Genomic DNA, 19,069 nt, shown 5'->3' with positions numbered 1-19,069 from the left:
GATCCTAATTATTTGGCTTGAAGAGAAGAATACTAGATAGACGGGTAACCGAGAAGAATTTATTAGTTACCAAATTAAACGAGAGATGCTGAGGAGAGATCACTTCGTTAGTGGCATACCACTAACGAAGTGATTGAATGAACGGTTTTACTTCTCTGGGCATCCAGCAAGTAGGGCTTTCAAGGCTTCTAGATCAAGGATTTCCACTTCTTTATTAGAGACACGGATAAAACCTTGGTCTTGGAACTTGGAGAAGCTACGGCTAATGGTTTCTAATTTTAAACCAAGGTAGCTGCCAATTTCTTCACGGGTCATTCTCAAAATAAAGTTTTTAGAAGAGTAACCACGTAAGGCAAAGCGTTGAGATAGATTGATTAAGAACGCAGCAAGACGTTCTTCTGCTTTCATATTGCCAAGCAGCATCATCACACCGTGATCACGGACGATCTCACGCGATAGGACTTTGTAGAAGTTGTGCTGCAAAGATGGAATAGAACGGCTTAATTGCTCTAGTTCCGCAAATGGAATTTCGCAAACTTCACTGTCTTCTAGCGCGATGGCGCTACAAGTATGTGTATCGTTACTAATGGCATCCATGCCGAGTAGTTCGCCAGCCATTTGGAAGCCGGTTACTTGTTCTCTGCCATCTTCAGAAACCACGCTCATCTTAAAGAATCCAAGACGAACTGCATATAAAGAAGCCATTGGATCACCAGCACTGTACAGATGCTCACCTTTTTTGATGCGCATGCGTTGGCTGATGAGCGAGTCTAGCTGGGTCATTTCTTCGCCAGATAAACCTAGGGGAAGGCAAAGTTCTTTCAGGCTACAACTAGAGCAAGCAACCCGTAGGTGCTTTAAAGAAACTTCTTGAATAGAGATTGTGCTTGAAGTAGTCATTGCGTTGGCTGCCAAATAAACTGTGAATGCATTTTACCCTAATTTATGAATTACGATGAGGGTTTAACAAAGAAAATAGTGGTTTTGCGTGATTTCTGTTGTTTCGCCGTTAACGGTAATTAAAAATGAAAGGTAATTGTGTATTGTTTTTTCTGATTAATCACATTTGTTTTCGTAATAAAGTTTTATTGGAAAATAAGTGTGTTAATCCATGTTAAGAATCATTGGGTGTCGACAATCTATTGATATAGAACAAATTTTACCGCATGAAGAGCGTTCTCTAGCAAAGAGGCATATCGCGAACTTGATGAAAATCAAGACGAGGCGTTTTGTAAAACGGCATAGTTGAGCCATAACATGATTACATTAGACACATGCCATGACCCCTTTAAAACTCGATCAGTACGATTGCAGTAACGTAGAATTCCCATCGGTAGTGGTACCGAGAGCTTGGAATCATCCGCTATCGCTGATGCTAGAAGATATTGCGGTCTTTCCTACCACTAAACAATATCGTCAGCCAAGATTAAACGATGCTGCTTTGCATCGCGCTTGGCAGAAACCTGTCGTTGGCCGGATGTCGTTACCAGTTAGCTTGACAGAAATCTGGCCTGACAAAGTGAGTGATGAAACTCAGCTTTCAAAAGCGATTGCAAGTGAATGGGAAATTCGCTTGTGCAATTATGAAGGTAAGAGAATTAATTCTGCAACATTACAATTACCATTAAATGGACTTTCTGTAGATGAAATTATCCAAAATTGGTGGGGTAAGGTTGGAAAAGGTGCAATTGAAACAGGTGGAACGGTTAATTTTAAATTGCGTTTGCAAGGTGAAAATAACGTATTGCCGGCATTTATTCCTGAATATTCAAATGTTTATTTGCAGGCAATTAATCCTTTAGATATTTATTTTCATGCCAGTCAGTTATCTGCACTTTGGCGATTGAAAAGTCAGGCCGTTAGCCACTTAGCGGTAGATGTACTGATTGGTGCGGGTGATGCTGTTGGTATACCGGCCGCTGAGTATGTCAAAAGTTTAATGGATTTGGCGCCAGATAGAATTTGTTTACGCCTACCTCAAACAACGACCTTGGCTTCTAGTAAATTGGGTCAGCAAAAAGATACGCTATATCATGTGATTCAGCTCTTAGAAGACAAAGGCTATGGTCACTTAGCTGGCGGTTGGTTTGTGAAACAGGGTGATCCTTGGTTGGGTGCCCAGCGTATTAGTCGTTTAATTTTGAATTCTGCGGGCAACTGGGAAACTGCTACCACTGATTGGGTGGTGGTTGGGCCAAGTACAGCATCTGTGATTGGAACGGTGCAATCGTTTAATGCAGACGAAGGCAAATACGTCGATTTTCTAGCTGAAGAAAAGCTACCTTTGGTGACCGCGCGCAAATTGCCGCTAGATATGTTAGTCAGACGCGCCGTTGTAGAGCAGTTGCTTTGTTTAGGCTACTTAGATTTCTTGACCTTTGAATTGGCCTATTTCATTCAGTTTGATGTCTATTTTGCAAATGAATTAAAACGCCTTCAACCGTTGATTCATGCGGGAATGATGGAAAAGCGTCAGCGTACATTATGGTTAACCGAGTCAGGACGCTTGTTGGCTGACTTTATTGCGCGTCAGTTTTTTACTCCCTGAAAAAGAACTGTCGTGATTGAAAGCCCGTCTTCGTAAGAAGGCGGGTTTTTTTATGAGTAATGGTGTTTGATACAGGTGGTTTGGGTATCAAGGCAAGATAGTCTTGCTGCAGTAATACTGCACTGATTTTGTCATTGCGTTAAAATTTGGTTTTCGGCCTTCTTTATTCAGGAAGTATGCATGAGTTTAGCTATCAATTATAAGATCTTCCTTCGTCAGCCAGATGCCCATTTACTCGATGTGGAATTAGTGGTGAATGAGCCAAATCCTACTGGGCAACAGTTGTTTTTGCCGACTTGGATACCTGGATCTTATTTGATACGTGAATTTTCTCGGCAAATTGTTTCTATTGAGGCGGTCAATGCTGCAGGTGAGTTAGTCGATATTCAAAAGCTAGAGAAATCGACTTGGCAAGTCGCGCCAGTTGCTGGTGCTTTAACCATTCGATACCAAGTGTACGCGTTTGATGAATCTGTGCGGACTGCGTATTTTGACCGTGATCGTGCATTTATCAACCCGGCGGCGGTCTGTTTGGCGGTTGTCGGGCAAGAGGATCAACCGATTGCATTAACCGTTACACCAGATCACACCTCGTTTTTTGAGAACTGGCAATTAGCAACTGGCTTGGATTATTTAGATAATCAGGCAGCAGAGTGGAGCTTTGCAACCTTAGCGGCTAAAAACTATGATCAGCTAGTGGATTGCCCCATTGAATGTGGTCAATTAGACATTCTGAGTTTTGATGCTTGCGGCACCCCGCACTATATGGTGATTAGTGGTGGGCATTACGGGGATGCTAATCGGCTTATTCAAGATACAAAAAAGATTTGTGAAACCCAGATTCGTTTCTTTGCTGATGCTAAAGACTCTCCACGCGCACCGTATTCACGATATCTGTTTTTATTGTATTTAACCCATGATGGATATGGTGGATTAGAGCATCGTAACTCGACAGCCTTGATTGCTAGCAGAGGGGATATGCCTGCCTTTGACGCTGAAGAGCAACCGAATGCAGGATACCAGCAATTACTAGGTTTGATTAGTCACGAATATTTCCACAATTGGAATGTAAAACGCCTAAAACCAGCTGCTTATGCCCCTTATGATTTGGCTAATGAAGCTTATTCAAGATTATTGTGGGCGTTTGAGGGGATCACCAGTTATTACGATGATTTAATGTTGGCTAGATCTGGTGTTATTTCTGAACAGCTATATATAGAAACGCTCGCCAAGAACATGACGGCCACTTTACGTAGCCCTGGTGCGCGTAAGCAGTCGTTAGAGGATGCGAGTTTTGATGCTTGGATTAAGTATTATCGCCAAGATGAAAACAGTCCAAATGCACTGGCTAGCTACTATGTTAAAGGTGGGTTGTTCGCATGTTTATTAGACTTAACTTTGCGACAAGAGGGTAAGTCTTTAGACGATATCATGCTGGCGCTTTGGCATCGGGTAGGTAAATTTTTTGATGAGTCCGGCAAGGGTTTGCAAGAGTCTGAGTGGGAGTCGATCGCATTAGACGTGATTGGTGACGCTTATCAATCTTTCTTTGATACCCATTTGCGCACACCAAGCGACTTAATCACGCCATTATTAGATGGTTTGGCTTTTATGGGCCTTACTACTCAGTTGCGTCCGGTTGAAAGTCTGGCAGATAAAGGTGGTAAGTGGGTAGATGCGGTGAAGAAACCTCTTCCCGCAATTGGCATGCGCCTTGGGGCAGATGCATTAGGGATTAAAGTGCAAGGTGTTGTAAATGGTGGGGCAGGCGAAGCGGCAGGGTTCCATGTTGGCGATATAATGATTGCTATTGATGGGGTGAAAGCGGTTCATAGCCAGCTAGAAAATGTACTCACAAGATTACCATTAGATAAGCCTGTGACTATCCACGCATTTAGAAAAGAAAAATTAAAAACATTTAACTTGCAATTGCGCTGCCCAGCGGCTGACACGGTCGGGTTAAAAGTAAATCAAGAAGAACACGCAGACAGAAAAGCTTGGTTGTTTGCAAAATGAACGAACTGAACTCGGTGCAATCAGATGAGTTGTGCCGATCAATACACCATAGAGTAGAGTGCAAAGCATGAGACATAACGAAGCACCAAAAACCATTTATTTAAAAGATTATCTGCCATCTCCATTTTTGATCGACCGTGTGGATCTAAAGTTTGATCTTCAAGACGACCATACTATCGTATCTGCTCGTATGATGATGTCTCGTAACTCTGTAAGTGCCGACAAACAAGGTGCGTTACAGTTAGTGGGGGATGGACTGACATTGGTGTCTGTCAAGATTGATGGAGATACTTGGCCAGAAGATAAAGTAGAAAGCTCTGCTGATCACCTCACCATCCATGATGTCCCAGAGTCATTTTTCTTGGACCTAGAAACTCGAATCGAGCCGCATAAGAATACGGCGTTATCAGGTTTGTATAAGTCTGGCCATAACTACTATACCCAGTGCGAAGCAGAAGGCTTTCGCCGGATTATGTATTACCTAGATCGCCCAGATGTGATGGCGCGTTTTTCTACCACCATCATTGCAGATAAACAGCTATACCCGGTGTTGTTATCGAATGGTAACCAAGTGGGGCAGGGCGATTCTGGTAAAGGTCGTCATTGGGTGAAATGGGTAGATCCATTCCGTAAGCCTGCTTATCTATTTGCATTAGTTGCTGGTCGATTAGTGAAGCTGGAAGATCGTTTTGTTACCCGTTCTGGTCGTGCGGTTACCTTACAAATATGGGTTGAAGCAGGCAATTTAGACCAGTGTCCACACGCGATGCAATCGCTCAAAAATGCAATGCGCTGGGATGAGGAGCGCTTTGGTTTGGAATACGATCTCGATATTTATATGATCGTTGCGGTGAGCGATTTCACCATGGGCGCTATGGAAAACAAAGGCCTCAACATCTTCAATACGAAATATGTGTTGGCGAAGCAAGAAACCGCTACTGACGTGGATTTTGCTGGTATTGAGTCTGTGATCGGACACGAGTATTTCCATAACTGGACAGGCAACCGAGTTACTTGCCGCGATTGGTTCCAATTAAGCCTAAAAGAGGGGCTGACCGTATTCCGTGATCAAGAATTCAGTATGGATTTAGGGTCTCGTGCCGTCGAGCGAATTGATCAAGTGCGTACCTTGCGTACCCATCAGTTTCCTGAAGATGCGGGCCCAATGGCGCATCCGATTCGCCCGGATAGCTATATTGAAATTAATAACTTCTATACCGTGACTGTGTATGAAAAAGGTGCGGAAGTGATCCGCATGCAGCACACCTTGCTAGGGGAAGAAGGCTTTCAAAAAGGGATGGACTTGTACTTCCATCGCCATGATGGCCAAGCGGTGACGACCGAAGATTTTGTCGCTGCCATGCAAGATGCAAATGGAGTGGATCTTAGCCAATTTAAACACTGGTATAGCCAAGCGGGTACACCAGTATTGCAAGTGAACGATGCATATAATGCGACTGCTGGGGAATATACACTAACCTTCACCCAAACTTGCCCTGCAACCCCTGGACAAACAGAAAAACAACCCTTCCATATCCCTGTGAAAATGGGTTTATTGGATGCGGCAGGCCAAGTATTACCACTTCAGTTGAAAGGAAGTTCATCTGAGGCAACGGATGAACTAGTGTTATCCATCACTGAAGCAAGCCAATCTTTTGTGTTTACCGGATTAGCAGCTAAACCGATTCCATCGTTACTACGTGGTTATTCCGCACCAGTGAAGTTGCAATATGCGTATCAGCCATCTGAACTAGCTTTCTTGTTAGCGAATGATGTAGATGCGTTCAACCGTTGGGATGCTGGTCAGCAATTGGCGGAAAAGGTACTGTTAGGGTTGGTGGATTCAATTGCCGCAGGGCAACCGTTGGTACTAGACGCTGCCTTAGTCAATGCATTTGGTAAAGTGTTGGCAGATCGTGAACTAGACCCTGCCTTGGCTGCGCAAATTCTAACCTTACCATCTGAAACGTGGTTAGCAGAAGTAATGGACGTTGCAAATCCAGATGCGATTCACCAAGCAAGACAGTTTGTACGCCGTGCTTTAGCTGCAGAGTTGCAACCGCTACTATCTGAGCGTTATCAAGAATTGACGCAAACTAAATACGTTTGGAACGGAGAGGCTTCTGCCAAGCGTGCCCTACGAAATGTGTGCTTAGCTTATTTAGTGGAAACATTGGGTGAAGCAGGGCTACAACTAGCAAAAACGCAATTTGATACAGCAGATAACATGACCGACCAGCAAGCCTCATTGGCTGTATTGGTACAGTATGATCATCCGCTAGCGGAAGAAGCCTTGGCGGTATTCTATGAGCGTTATAAAGGTTATCCGTTGGTGATGGATAAGTGGTTTGCGTTGCAATCGACTAGTTGCAAACCAAATACATTGGAAAAAGTACGCTCATTGTTGACCCACCCAGCGTTCACGCTAACCAACCCGAACAAGGTGTATTCGCTAATCCGGAGCTTCTCTGCTGCTAATCCTGTTCACTTCCATGCAGCAAGTGGTGAAGGCTATGCATTTATCGCGGATCAGGTAATTGCGCTAAATGATATCAACCCGCAAGTTGCCTCTCGTGTGGCCAGTGCGTTTAATCGTTGGAAGAAGTACGATTCAGCAAGACAAGGTTTGATGAAGGCAGCCTTGTCACGCGTTGCTGCACACCCGGGTTTATCTTCGGATGTGTATGAAATTGTGACGAAGGCATTAAATAGCTAAGCTGTTGTTTAGGAAGCCGAAAAAGCCTACTGTATATAACATGCAGTAGGCTTTTTTCTGGGTTCATTCTGCTAGCGTTGTAGGGTAAATGCTTGTTTAAACCGTTTTAGCGCAAGTTCGTCATCTCCAGATGCCCAACCTTCCATTCCTATCGTCCCTTTGTATCCCATTGTATAAAGTGCTTCTGCAATGACTGGATAATTGATTTCGCCAGTTCCGGGTTCGCATCGACCTGGAACATCGGCAACCTGAATTTCCCCTATATGAGGTAAGGCTCGAATAAGCAAGTCGATTAGATTTCCTTCACCAATCTGCGCATGGTAGAGATCAAGCATCATTTTCATACTTGGCTTGTTTACTGCAGAGACTAAGGCTAAACAATCTTCAGCTTTTGCAAATGGCACACCGGGATGATCAACTGCCGTGTTGAGGTTTTCTAGCACAAAGGTTACACCTTCTTTTGCTCCTAGATCTGCTAATCGGTGTAGTGTGTCATACGCCTTAATCCACATTGCTCCCGTGACATTTGTGATCGGCTTTACAGGTAAACCTTTGTTATCTAACCCTGTCCCATGCAAATTTAAACTAGGAATACCAAGCTCTTTTGCTACAGGGATAGATTGCTTGGCTGTTTTAAGTAGTTCTTCCGCGCCATCATCGTCGCTTAACGTGCCGGTGACATAGCCTGTCATTGAAGTAAAGGTGGCGCCAGTGGCGGCGAGTGCTTTGATGTCGTGTTTGGTCCAATCCCAGATTTCTACGCAAAAACCGGCTTCATGTATACGCTTTACCCGCTCTAAAACGGGGAGCTTGAGAAAAACCATCTCTGAAGAAACCGCAAGATTAAATGGGCAAAAACTTTGGTGGTTCATTTGTGTCTCCAGACTTGCCATTTGTTAATCATGATTAATTTGCTACCGGTAGCATTTGAGGGTTGGTTCGTAACCAATTAGCGGTAGATTGCAGAGTAAAATGAAATGCTACCGGTTGCAAATGGTAAGTAGAGTAGCCGATAATCATGAGGTGAAATTGATGTTGATAGTAACGATTGCGAGCAGTAAATGCAGAATAAGTGATTGTCGTTACTAATTGTTTGCTATTTTTTTGGAAATTACATGTCAAAACCGACTGCTGCAGATGTAGCGAAAGCTGCTGGTGTTTCGAAATGGACAGTGATCCGGGCATTTACCCCAGGGGCATCTATTTCTGAGCGTAGCCGGGAGAAAATCTTAATTGAAGCAGCAAAGTTAGGTTATGCACCTAATTTACTCGCAAGAAGTTTGGCTACTAACCAGACCAACTTAATTGCAATTTTGGTTGACGATTTTGCTAATCCACACAAATTACCAGCGCTTGAAGCATTGACCAAAAAATTGCAATTAGAAGGCATGGCATCCGTATTAATTAATATCAATGATGAGTTTGATCACCTGGCTGCCATGTTAAATGCAGCACAGCGCCAAGTAGATGCGATGGTCTTGGTAGGGACGGGATTTCGTCCAGAAATGATCCAAAATAGAAAAACTGCTGCCGGTGCACCGCCATTATTTGTGTTTGCTCGCCAATCTAAGCTTGATGATGTTCCCTATGTTGATTGTGATCCAATAAGTGCGATGCAGGCTATTTGTGAGCATTTACAGCAAAAAGGGTATCGGCATCCCTTGTATCTTTCCGGGCCAGATGTAGTATCGACAGGGCTGGGTCGTTATCAATTTGTTCAGTCGTATTGGGCGTCAACCTGCCAAACAACGGTTCATCGAATCCAGTCTACAGATTACTCAGTCAACTCGGCAAAAGAAGTCATTAAACAGCATTTGATGATATTGCCAAGAGAGAGTTGGCCTGATGTGTTGATTTGCGAGAATGATGTGCTTGCAATTGGGGCGATGGATGTACTAAGGGATGAGTTTCACTTGCGAGTACCAGAACAAATGGCGGTAACCGGATTTGATGGCACTGAAATTGCCGCACTGGCCGCTTATGACATCACTAGCTATGCCCAACCATTAGAAGAGATGGTTGTAGAGTTGGTCGAGATGATAAAAGGTAGAAAACCGCAGCAGTCTGTCAGTCTGACAGGGCAATTATTACCCCGTCAGACCACATAGTATCGTGTGTGAATTACTCGTTGCTAATTGGATTGCTAGCCTCAAACTCTGCAATGGTAATCTGTTTTCTTGCTGCCAAGAATTGCTTTAATACATCTGCATCAACAAAACCAGTGTTCACATAGCCAGGGTGCTGATTAAGTTTTGGATAACCATCACCGCCAGCAGCAGTAAAGTTATTTAATGCTAGCCGATAGGTTTTGTTGGGATCAATTACTTGACCATTGATCTTCGCTTCTACCAATTCGCCTTGCTTCATCTGTAGGCTAACGCCTGCTAACTGAGGAAATGCACCGGAGCCAGCGGTCATTTTTGCTGCTGCTTTCAGATAGTCTAACGCCTCTTTGCCAGATAGATCGATATACACCAAGGTATTACCAAACGGTTGGACTTTCAGAATATCTTTGTAGGTAATTTTGCCTGCAGAGATGGAATCACGAATACCGCCTGCATTCATTAGGGCAAAGTCTGCTTTGGCTTTCTCTTTCATTGCCGTTGCAATCATATTACCAAGATTGGTGGGGGTGCTGCGTACGACCGCACGATCACCTATTAGCTTACCATCGCTCATTGCGACTTCTTCTGAGAGTGCTGCTTGGCCTTTTTCTTGATAGGGTGTCAGAAATGCGAGTAAATCTGCATTTTCTGGAATCGCTTCTGTATAGAGTACTTTCTGGTCTTTTCCATCATCTCCTTTTACTGTTTTCTTTAAGTTAATGGGGATGAGTTGGTATTTCACTAAACTAAATACACCATTACGGTATTCAAAATCTGCACGTCCAACGTATTTGCCCCATTCATGTGCTTGCACAATCCATGCGCCATTTTGTTTGTCTGGCGCACAAGCGGTTCCAGGAATGTAGGCATCGTTACGTTCTGTTTCAGAAAGCATGCATACCGGGTTTTGGCTATGCCCCCCAACAATTAGATCTAAGCCAGTGACTTGGCGCGCCATTTCCACATCGCCTTCTGCATTGATGCCATGATTTCCATTGGTGTAATGCCCCATATGGGTAGCGGCGATGACAATATCTGCTTTTTTACGTAGCTGTGGAATCAGTTGTTTGGCGATGTCTGCTGGTTTTTTAAAGGTTAGCCCAGCCGTGTTTTCAGGATTACTTAGTTTGACCGTATCGTCTGTGGTAAACCCAACAACAGCGACTTTCAGTTTGCCAAAGCTAAAAATTTGGTAGGGCTTAAAGAAGGGTTTACCATTTCTTAAAATATTGGCAGATAACATGGGAAACTTTGCCCATTTTCTTTGTTTGGCTAAGACGGTTGGGGATTTATCAAACTCGTGGTTGCCCACTGCCATGGCATCGTAGCCAAGTAGATTCATCCCTTTAAAATCAGGTTCCGCATCTTGCATGTCAGATTCTGGAACACCGGTGTTTACATCGCCCCCATCAAGTAATAGAGAATATCCACCCGCAGCTTTTACTTCTGCACGGATTTGGTCAATCACCGTTTTGCGCGCAGCCATGCCGTATTCGCCATCATTGTTTCGCCAGAATCGGCCATGATTATCATTGGTATGAAGGATGGTCAGGTGATATGTCTGATTAGGCAGCGGGCTGGCTTGGCTAATGAGAGGGCTGCAGAGGAGGGTGCTAATGGTGAATGATAAACCGGCTTTCCGAGCAAGCATGCTGCAATCTCCATTTGACTGATCGAATGGTCAGATTGTGGCAACTGATTGGTATAATGGCTAGGGTAAATGTAGATTTTTTTGTGAAAATATCTGTAGCTTGGTTAGCTATTCATGATTGGTGACCTGATATTAGCGACTAAATGCCAAAAAAAAGGATGGGGCTAGCCCATCCTTGTCAGTAAGAGAGTCAAAACAATTCAGTCATCAGTTCAAGTTGATGACTTGCCCACTTTCCAAGGCATCACGCATGGCAATTGCAATTTTTGCCGCTTCACGTGCATCTTCTAGTGTCAATGGCGATTTCTTGCCAGTCAAAATCGTATCAACAAAAGCTTTTGCTTCAATTAAGAACGCATCGTTAAAACGGGCAAAGAAATCAGGTAAACCACTAACGTGTTGTTGCTGATTGTTTTCTTCAATCAATGGAACGGCTTGAAGGTTGCGACCTACGCGTAATGCACCCTCTGTACCGGTTAGATCCATCGTTGCTTCGTAGCCACGGTAAGAGGTACGAGAAACAAAGAAGCTTGCTAAAACGCCATTTTCAAACTCAACGGTTGCATTTGCGGTATCTACATCATTACACGCGGCTAAGCCTGGGTATTGGGTACGAGTGCCATTTGCAAATACACGTACTGGCTTGCTGCCATCAACCATCCAACGGACTAAGTCGATATCGTGAATGCAACAATCTAAGAAAATGCCGCCAGAAGTTGGGGCGAATTTCACAAAGAAACCATCTGGATCGATTGGGTCATGGGATTCGCAATGAATACGGTATAGCGTACCTAATTTCCCTTCGCTAAGGCGAGATTTAGCTGCAGCATAACCCGCATCAAAGCGGCGCATAAAGCCGATCATCGCGACTTGGTTTGGATGATCTTGCGCTAATGACAGTACACGATCGCAAGTGTTTAAATCTAACGATAATGGTTTTTCGCAGAAAACGTGCTTACCAGCTTTTAGCACGATTTCAATTTGTTCTGCATGTAAGGATGTCGGGGTAACTAACCAAACTGCATCTAGGTCTGGGTGGCTCAGCAATGCTTCTAATGAATCATAAATGCTGGTTAAGCCAAGATTTGTTTGTGCCCATTCACGTTCTGAGGGTACAGGGCTTACAGCGGCAACTAATTTAGCGCCTGGTACACGGCTAGCTAAATTTTCTGCATGGCGTTTGCCTAAACGGCCTAAACCAACAATACCAATGTTGACTGATGTTTTCATGATCTTCCTCTTTATTTAACAAAGGCCTCTTTCAAAGAGGCCTTTGTTTTCTATCGTTTTTCTGAATTACAGATTAACGATGCGGCCTTCTTTCCAAGAAAGGGTTGCCGCTTCTGCTAGTTCTAGCGCTTTCAAACCATCTGCAACGGTTGTTTTTACTGGTGTACCGTTGGTGATTGCTTCTACAAAATGCGCCATTTCAATCGCATATGCATTGCGATAACGCTCTAGGAAGAAGTGTTCAGGAAGATCTGAAGTGACTTTTTCAGCGGTGTAAGCAGTTACTTCGGTAGGGCGGTGATTACCCGCTTGCAACATACCTTTGCTGCCCATTACTTCAAAGCGTTGGTCGTAACCATATGCTGCACGGCGGCTAGTGTTAATCTGGCATAAACGGCCAGATTTTGTGCGGATGGTAACGGCAGTGGTATCCACATCACCGGCTTCAGCAATCGCTGGATCAACTAGGCAAGAGCCTTGTGCGTAAACGCTGACGGCTTCGTCATCCAAAATCCAACGGAAGATATCAAAGTCATGGATTAGCATGTCTTTAAAGATGCCACCAGAGCTCTTAATGTAATTGACTGGCGGTGCGCCAGGATCACGGCTAGTCACTACCAATACTTCTGGCGTGCCAATTTCGCCTGATTCGATACGAGCTTTTACTGCTGCAAAAGTTGGGTCGTAACGGCGTTGGAAACCAATCAGTGCAGTGACACCTGCTTTAGCTACTGCTTCTGCGCAAGCTTTTGCACGTGCAACATCTAGATCCACTGGTTTTTCGCAAAAAATATGTTTGCCGGCTTGTGCGGCACGCAAAATTAAATCTGCGTGTGTATCGGTTGAAGAGCCAATCACAACCGCACCAATCGATGGATCTGCAAAAGCGGCTTCTACGCTTGTTACTGTTGCGCCATGCTCAGCGGCTAGGGCTTCTGCGCTAGGGGCGTGGACATCAACAACATACTTCAACTTAACACCAGGTTGCTTGACCAGGTTTGCGGCGTGAATTTTACCGATTCTACCGGCGCCAAACAGTGCAACTTCAATCATCGTATCCTCCAACATCCTTGGTTTCTTCAATATCCAGTTCCAACCGGTAAGCCAATGCAATAAATAATGCTTGGCATAGACAGATGGTGCTGGTGAGTGATCGGAAGGCAAACGCTGTACCTTCCTTAACGGTTAAGAGTGCATGTGCATAACGAGACAAGGGGCTTAGCTGGCTATCGGTAATGACTAGTGCTTTCGCTTTGTGTTGGTGTGCAGCACGCACGCAATAACGAGTTTCTTTTGCATACGGGGTAAAACTAATGGCAATAAGCACATCGCCCTCACGGATTGAGCGAATTTGTTCTCTATACATGCCGCCTAAACCATTAATTAAATGCACCCGCTTATTGGTGTGCTGAAGGGCATAGGCAATGTAGCTTGCGATAGAGAAATTTCTTCTTACCCCTAGTACATAAATATTTTCTGCCTTGGCGAGTAATTCAACTGCCTTTTCCAGCTCTTTGTCGTTTAAGCCGCTTGATAGATCATCTAAACCTGCTTGGCAGGCGGCCACAAATTCTCTGGTCATGTCGCCCACCCCAAGTTCTTGAGGTTGGGTCGCAATTAATTGACGAATCCTTTGCCGGTAATTAGTTGCAGGGACAGATTTTTGGCTAGCTGCAAAATCTGTTCTAAAAACTGCCTGCATTTCAGAAAAACCGGTAAAACCAAAGCGCTGTGAAAAACGAACAATCGCTGATGGTTGTACATCACAGGCATTCGCAATATCGCTAATTTTTGCAAGTACGAGTTCTTGCCTGTTTTGTTCTATATATTTTGCGATGACCTTCAATTGCTTACTGAGCGTATCAAACTCATTGGCAATCCTACTCATCAACTGCTCTGCAGCAGAAACATCAGACATGTGGGCCTCCCTCTGAAAACGCTATTCATTTTTATGTTTTGAGAATGCATTTTCTATTTTTAGTTTTAGATAGCAATTGTTTTTAGGTTGCTAACTACTGTATGTGCATCAGTAAGGTGGATTATAAGCAGCTTTTTCTAAAAATGGAAAAAAAATTCCGAAAAAAAATTCTAAAAGAAAAATGTTTGCAAAAAAAATTCTTTTCGCTTATGCTTCAACTCAAGCTGACAGGTTAGGATTGTTTGGAAATAACAAATAATCTTCGTTAGCAAAAAAGGTGGGCTCTGACCCGCCACATACAAACCAAAGGAGGATGACATGCAATCTGTATTCAAGAAGAAGCTGGTGCGTGGTGTTGCTGGTGCTTTAATGGTGATGTCTTTAGGAGCGCAAGCAGCAGGGGCTAAATTTGTATTAGTTAGCCATGCGCCGGATTCTGATGCTTGGTGGAATACCATCAAGAACGCAATTAAAGAAGCTGGTCAAGATTTTGGTGTACAAGTAGATTACCGCAACCCACCTAACGGTGACTTGGCAGACATGGCTCGTTTAATTGAGCAATCTGCAGCGAAAAACTACGACGGTGTTGTTGCTTCTATTGCTGACTTCAACGCACTTAAAGGTTCAATGGGTAAAGTAACTGCTAAAAAAATCCCATTGATCACTATTAACTCTGGTACTGCAGCACAGTCTGAGCAACTAGGTGCAATCATGCACGTCGGTCAGCCAGAATACGAAGCAGGTAAGGGTGCTGGTGAAAAAGCAAAAGCGTCTGGCATTAAGTCATTCCTTTGCGTAAACCACTATGCAACTAACCCAGCATCATTCGAGCGTTGCCGTGGTTTCGCAGATGCAATTGGCGCAGATTACAAAAAATCTACCATCGACTCTGGTGATGATCCAACCACCATCGAAAGTAAAGTATCTGCTTACTTGCGTAACAACCCAGATACACAGGCTGTTTTGACACTTGGCCCAACTTCAGCTGAGCCAACGATCAAAGCCCTACAAAAAATGGGTAAATTCGGCAAATTATGGTTCGCTACTTTTGACTTGTCTGCTGAAATCGGTAAAGGCATCAAACAAGGTGGTATCCAATTCGCGATTGACCAACAGCCATACCTACAGGGTTATATCCCTATCGCTGTGATGGCAATTATGAAGCGCGACAAAACGACTGATCTTGCAAAAGTTCAGGCAGCGCTAAAAGCAGACAAGAAGTTCCAATATCGTTTAGCTGAGTACGGTCTAGCACCAGCTTACGGTCCTCGTCATATCGGTTCTGGCCCAGGCTTTGTTACAAAAGATAACATCGCCAAAGTTGAAAAGTACGCTGGTCAGTACCGTTAATCTGAAGTTGTTTCAAACATCGCTTTAAATTGTTTTAAGTGAAGCACGCCACCCTGAAAGGGGTGGTGTGTCTGACGACGGGATGTTGTCAGTAAAAATTTATAAAAACTGCTGTTAGAACTAGTGCTAACAGCAGCATATTCAGAAGGTAGTAAACAACAAAACTACCTAAATCTCGAAAGAGGAAAGAAGGAAATGAAGGAGACATCCAAGATGGATAACTCAGCATCACAGGCGGTGCCAACACCAGCCAAAGATGAGCGCGTTAAAGAATTAACGCCATTCAAAAAATTAATGAATAAGCCATGGTTTGCCTCAGCAGCCGGTGCGTTGTTGGTTTTCAGCGTATTTGGTATTTCTGCTGGTGGTTCTGGCATGTTCAACCTAGACGGTGTGATTAACTGGGGCCAAGTGGCAGCTTACTTGGGGATTATCTCCGTTGGTGCATGTCTATTAATGATTGCTGGTGAGTTCGATTTGTCGATTGGTTCGATGATCGGTTTCGCTGGCATGATGGTTGCAATTCCTCCTCTGTATTTCGGCTGGCCAGTTTGGGCTTCCGTCATCTTTGCCTTTGTTGTTAGTGGCGCGGTAGGTTGGCTAAATGGTTATTTAGTGATTAAAACCAGACTGCCTTCCTTTATTGTGACCTTGGCATTCTTGTTCATCTTGCGTGGTCTGACACTAGCACTAGCGGTGATGTTCACTAACCAAACCATCGTGTCTGGTGTGGGTGATGCAGCAGCCAAAGATCCGCTTGTTAGCGCCTTATTCCAAGGTGTGGTTGGTCATGACTTCTTTGTCTGGATGGGTAACAAAGGTTGGATCGACGTATCTGAACCAGGTGTACCGCTAGTGAATGGCATTCCTAAAGTGATTATTTGGTGGGCAGTGATTGGTTTAATCGCCGCTTACGTACTAGCAAAAACACGTGCTGGTAACTGGATTCAGGCGGTTGGTGGCGATGCGAATGCAGCCAAGAACGTTGGTGTGCCAGTCAAGAAAGTTAAAATTATTCTATTCGTGTTAACTGCGCTATGTGCTTGCTTGTTTGCTGTGTTGCAAGTATGTGATATTGGTTCAGCAGCCGCTGACCGTGGTTTACAGAAAGAGTTTGAAGCAACGATTGCAGCTGTGATTGGCGGTACGTTGTTAACTGGTGGTTATGGTTCAGTGTTGGGTGCGTGTTTCGGTGCGCTAATTTTCGGTGTGGTTCAGATTGGTCTAGGTTACACAGACATCAACTCGGATTGGTTCCGCGTGTTTGTTGGTCTGATGTTACTAGTCGCAGTGATCTTCAATAACTACGTACGCCGTCGTGCAACTGAATCGAGGTAAGCATCATGTCTGAATACATCTTAGAACTAGATAATGTAAGTAAAATTTTCGGTAGCGTGATTGCGTTAAATGGCGTGAACCTAAAACTGAAACAGGGTGAAGTTCACTGCTTATTAGGTGATAACGGTGCAGGTAAATCAACCTTGATCAAAACCTTGGCTGGTGTGCATAAGCCAAGTAAGGGTGAATACCGAGTAGATGGCAAGGCAGTTCGTTTTGAATCTCCTAGCCAGGCGCTAGATAAAGGGATTGCAACGGTTTACCAAGATTTGGCACTAGTGCCATTGATGAGCGTCGCACGTAACTTCTACATGGGTCGTGAGCCAATCATCAAGCGTTTTGGCATCTTTCCAGTACTAGATCACGATTTGATGGCAAACACCGCTCGTGAAAAACTAGGTGAAATGGGTATCCGTATCCGCGACGCAGACCAGCCAATCGGTACCATGTCTGGTGGTGAAAAGCAGTGTTTGGCGATTGCCCGTGCAATTCACTTCGGCGCACGAGTGTTGATTCTAGATGAGCCAACCGCAGCATTGGGTGTTAAACAGTCATTTAACGTATTGAAGTTAATTCACAAAGCACGTGAACGTGGTATTTCCGTGATTTTCATTACCCACAACGTTCACCACGCCTATCCAATTGGCGATAGCTTCACCTTGCTAAACCGTGGTCAGTCGATGGGTACTTACACCAAAGACAACATCACTAAGGAAGAAGTACTCGACATGATGGCGGGTGGTGCAGAAATGCAGAAAATGATGGCCGAATTAGACGGCGTACATATCTGATTGATGCCCTAGGGATATAAGAGAAAATCACCATGAAGAATAACACCGTATTTGCCGCAGATCGCACACTCGATCTGATCAGCATCGGCCGGGTAGCGGTAGACTTGTACGCGCACCAAGTGGGTTCGCCACTGGAAGACGCAGCAAGTTTCGCCAAATACCTGGGCGGCTCTTCCGGCAACATCGCTTTTGGCACCGCCCGTCTGGGTCTAAAGTCAGCGATGTTGTCCCGGGTGGGCGACGAACAAATGGGTCAGTTCCTGATTGATACCCTTAGCGCAGAAGGTTGCGATGTCTCTCATCTAGAGAAGGATTCAGAACATCTCACCGGATTGGTGATGCTAGGTCTGAAAGACCGCGACACCTTCCCTTTGCTGTTCTATCGGGATCACTGTGCCGACATGGCACTGACCGAAGCGGATATCGACGAAGCGTTTATCGCCAAGAGCAAAGCGCTACTCATTACCGGTACGCATTTCTCTACCCCAACGGTACATGCAGCGTCCGTCAAAGCCCTTAAAGCAGCTCGCAATAGCAACGTCCGTACGGTAATCGACATCGACTATCGTCCAGTGTTGTGGGGCTTAACCGGCAAAGGTGATGGCGAAACCCGTTTTATCGCCAACGACCAAGTCAGCAAACACTTGCAAGGCATCTTGCCGTACTTTGACCTGATTGTTGGTACCGAAGAAGAGATCAATATTGCCGGTGGTTCAGAGGACGTTATTACGTCTCTTAACACCATCCGCCAACTGAACCCAACCGCTGTACTAGTGGTAAAGCGTGGTCCACTCGGTTGTTGTGTGATCGAAGGAGCGATTCCAGCCAAGATCGACGATGCCTTTACCATTAAAGGCGTGCAAGTCGAAGTGCTAAACGTACTCGGCGCAGGGGATGCATTTATCTCTGGTTTCCTCTCTGGCTGGATTCGTGGTGAAGACTATGATGCCTGCTGCCGTTACGCTAACGGATGTGGCGCGCTAGTGGTCAGTCGTCATGGTTGTGCACCAGCGATGCCAACACCGGTGGAACTGGATTACTTCTTAAAGAATCAACCCGCCAAACCCGCAGAAGACGCGACCTTAAACCGTCTACATCGCGTGACTGTCCCGCGTGTTAGCCGTGACGAAGTCTTAGTTTTCGCATTTGACCACCGTAACCAATTCTTCGATGTCGTACAGAAGACCGGTGCAGACATTAGCCGTCTACCAAAACTGAAACAACTGTTTGTGCAAGCGGTTGGCGAAGTCGAAGCCGAACTGGGTTTAGCAGGCAAAGTAGGTATCCTCGCAGATGACCGTTATGGACAAGATGCACTCAGCGCCGCCTCTGGCCGCAACTGGTGGATTGGTCGTCCGGTAGAGCTACCATTATCGAACCCACTCGAGTTTGATCTAGGACGTTCC

General features: G+C 44.8%; 14 protein-coding genes. 8 read left to right on the top strand and 6 right to left on the bottom strand.

From position 1 onward, the window contains the following. Positions 1–147: 147 nt before the first annotated feature. Entirely contained in the window at positions 148–900 is a 753-nt protein-coding gene (gene fnr, locus LIN78_RS17500) for a fumarate/nitrate reduction transcriptional regulator Fnr (protein ID WP_227182177.1), read from the bottom strand. Between the two features lie 379 nt (positions 901–1,279). Here fnr and LIN78_RS17495 point away from each other — a divergent pair, with 379 nt between their 5' ends. The 3 genes from LIN78_RS17495 (at position 1,280) to pepN (ending at position 7,280) form a co-directional block, all read left to right on the top strand. Beyond that, complete coding sequence (locus LIN78_RS17495; RefSeq protein WP_227182176.1) at positions 1,280–2,548, top strand: hypothetical protein; 1,269 nt, start codon at positions 1,280–1,282, stop codon at positions 2,546–2,548. A 180-nt stretch (positions 2,549–2,728) separates the two neighbouring features. Next, positions 2,729–4,564, top strand: coding sequence for a M61 family metallopeptidase (locus tag LIN78_RS17490; RefSeq protein WP_227182175.1), 1,836 nt, complete (start codon positions 2,729–2,731; stop codon positions 4,562–4,564). 67 nt (positions 4,565–4,631) lie between these two features. After that, positions 4,632–7,280, top strand: a complete 2,649-nt coding sequence (gene pepN, locus LIN78_RS17485) for an aminopeptidase N (RefSeq protein WP_227182174.1) — start codon at positions 4,632–4,634, stop codon at positions 7,278–7,280. A gap of 71 nt (positions 7,281–7,351) precedes the next feature. On the opposite strand, the gene LIN78_RS17480 is transcribed toward pepN, so the two are convergent. After that, a complete protein-coding gene (locus LIN78_RS17480) occupies positions 7,352–8,152 on the bottom strand; it encodes a TIM barrel protein (RefSeq protein ID WP_227182173.1) in 801 nt (266 codons plus the stop codon). Positions 8,153–8,395: 243 nt separating this feature from the next. Between LIN78_RS17480 and LIN78_RS17475 the strand changes: the two genes are divergently transcribed. Beyond that, positions 8,396–9,388: a LacI family DNA-binding transcriptional regulator gene (locus LIN78_RS17475; RefSeq protein WP_227182172.1), complete on the top strand. Its 993-nt coding sequence runs from the start codon at positions 8,396–8,398 to the stop codon at positions 9,386–9,388. Positions 9,389–9,401: 13 nt separating this feature from the next. Here the strand turns inward: LIN78_RS17475 and ushA are convergent, their stop codons facing one another. From ushA to LIN78_RS17455, 4 genes are all read right to left on the bottom strand, one after another. Beyond that, complete coding sequence (gene ushA / locus LIN78_RS17470) at positions 9,402–11,036, bottom strand: bifunctional UDP-sugar hydrolase/5'-nucleotidase UshA (protein ID WP_264474664.1); 1,635 nt, start codon at positions 11,034–11,036, stop codon at positions 9,402–9,404. A 207-nt stretch (positions 11,037–11,243) separates the two neighbouring features. Then, positions 11,244–12,266, bottom strand: a complete 1,023-nt coding sequence (locus LIN78_RS17465; protein ID WP_227182171.1) for a Gfo/Idh/MocA family oxidoreductase — start codon at positions 12,264–12,266, stop codon at positions 11,244–11,246. 66 nt (positions 12,267–12,332) lie between these two features. Further along, a complete protein-coding gene (iolG, locus tag LIN78_RS17460) occupies positions 12,333–13,319 on the bottom strand; it encodes an inositol 2-dehydrogenase (RefSeq protein ID WP_227182170.1) in 987 nt (328 codons plus the stop codon). After that, positions 13,312–14,184 (bottom strand): MurR/RpiR family transcriptional regulator, encoded by an 873-nt coding sequence (locus LIN78_RS17455; protein ID WP_227182169.1) that lies wholly within the window; start codon positions 14,182–14,184, stop codon positions 13,312–13,314. Before LIN78_RS17455 ends, iolG begins: the two co-directional genes overlap by 8 nt. A 318-nt stretch (positions 14,185–14,502) precedes the next feature. On the opposite strand from LIN78_RS17455, the gene LIN78_RS17450 reads away from it, so the two are divergent. The 4 genes from LIN78_RS17450 to LIN78_RS17435 form a co-directional block, all read left to right on the top strand. Then, a complete protein-coding gene (locus LIN78_RS17450; RefSeq protein ID WP_227182168.1) occupies positions 14,503–15,534 on the top strand; it encodes a sugar ABC transporter substrate-binding protein in 1,032 nt (343 codons plus the stop codon). Between the two features lie 213 nt (positions 15,535–15,747). Continuing rightward, positions 15,748–16,872, top strand: a complete 1,125-nt coding sequence (locus LIN78_RS17445) for an ABC transporter permease (RefSeq protein WP_227182167.1) — start codon at positions 15,748–15,750, stop codon at positions 16,870–16,872. A gap of 5 nt (positions 16,873–16,877) precedes the next feature. Further along, complete coding sequence (locus LIN78_RS17440; RefSeq protein WP_227182166.1) at positions 16,878–17,663, top strand: ATP-binding cassette domain-containing protein; 786 nt, start codon at positions 16,878–16,880, stop codon at positions 17,661–17,663. A 32-nt stretch (positions 17,664–17,695) separates the two neighbouring features. Continuing rightward, on the top strand, positions 17,696–19,069 hold a 1,374-nt coding region (locus LIN78_RS17435), incomplete at its 3' end, for a bifunctional 5-dehydro-2-deoxygluconokinase/5-dehydro-2-deoxyphosphogluconate aldolase (protein ID WP_227182165.1).

This window comes from Leeia speluncae, assembly GCF_020564625.1.
In the GTDB taxonomy this organism is placed as follows: domain Bacteria; phylum Pseudomonadota; class Gammaproteobacteria; order Burkholderiales; family Leeiaceae; genus Leeia; species Leeia speluncae.
Note: the sequence above shows the minus strand (reverse complement) of the source record. Positions and strands in the feature narration are given on the sequence as shown.

Excerpts from the sequence above, each read along its gene's own strand:
- fnr (WP_227182177.1), bottom strand. The coding sequence starts at position 900 with ATGACTACTTCAAGCACAATCTCTATTCAAGAAGTTTCTTTAAAGCAC.
- LIN78_RS17495 (WP_227182176.1), top strand. The coding sequence starts at position 1,280 with ATGACCCCTTTAAAACTCGATCAGTACGATTGCAGTAACGTAGAATTC.
- LIN78_RS17490 (WP_227182175.1), top strand. The coding sequence starts at position 2,729 with ATGAGTTTAGCTATCAATTATAAGATCTTCCTTCGTCAGCCAGATGCC.
- pepN (WP_227182174.1), top strand. The coding sequence starts at position 4,632 with ATGAGACATAACGAAGCACCAAAAACCATTTATTTAAAAGATTATCTG.
- LIN78_RS17480 (WP_227182173.1), bottom strand. The coding sequence starts at position 8,152 with ATGAACCACCAAAGTTTTTGCCCATTTAATCTTGCGGTTTCTTCAGAG.
- LIN78_RS17475 (WP_227182172.1), top strand. The coding sequence starts at position 8,396 with ATGTCAAAACCGACTGCTGCAGATGTAGCGAAAGCTGCTGGTGTTTCG.
- ushA (WP_264474664.1), bottom strand. The coding sequence starts at position 11,036 with ATGCTTGCTCGGAAAGCCGGTTTATCATTCACCATTAGCACCCTCCTC.
- LIN78_RS17465 (WP_227182171.1), bottom strand. The coding sequence starts at position 12,266 with ATGAAAACATCAGTCAACATTGGTATTGTTGGTTTAGGCCGTTTAGGC.
- iolG (WP_227182170.1), bottom strand. The coding sequence starts at position 13,319 with ATGATTGAAGTTGCACTGTTTGGCGCCGGTAGAATCGGTAAAATTCAC.
- LIN78_RS17455 (WP_227182169.1), bottom strand. The coding sequence starts at position 14,184 with ATGTCTGATGTTTCTGCTGCAGAGCAGTTGATGAGTAGGATTGCCAAT.
- LIN78_RS17450 (WP_227182168.1), top strand. The coding sequence starts at position 14,503 with ATGCAATCTGTATTCAAGAAGAAGCTGGTGCGTGGTGTTGCTGGTGCT.
- LIN78_RS17445 (WP_227182167.1), top strand. The coding sequence starts at position 15,748 with ATGGATAACTCAGCATCACAGGCGGTGCCAACACCAGCCAAAGATGAG.
- LIN78_RS17440 (WP_227182166.1), top strand. The coding sequence starts at position 16,878 with ATGTCTGAATACATCTTAGAACTAGATAATGTAAGTAAAATTTTCGGT.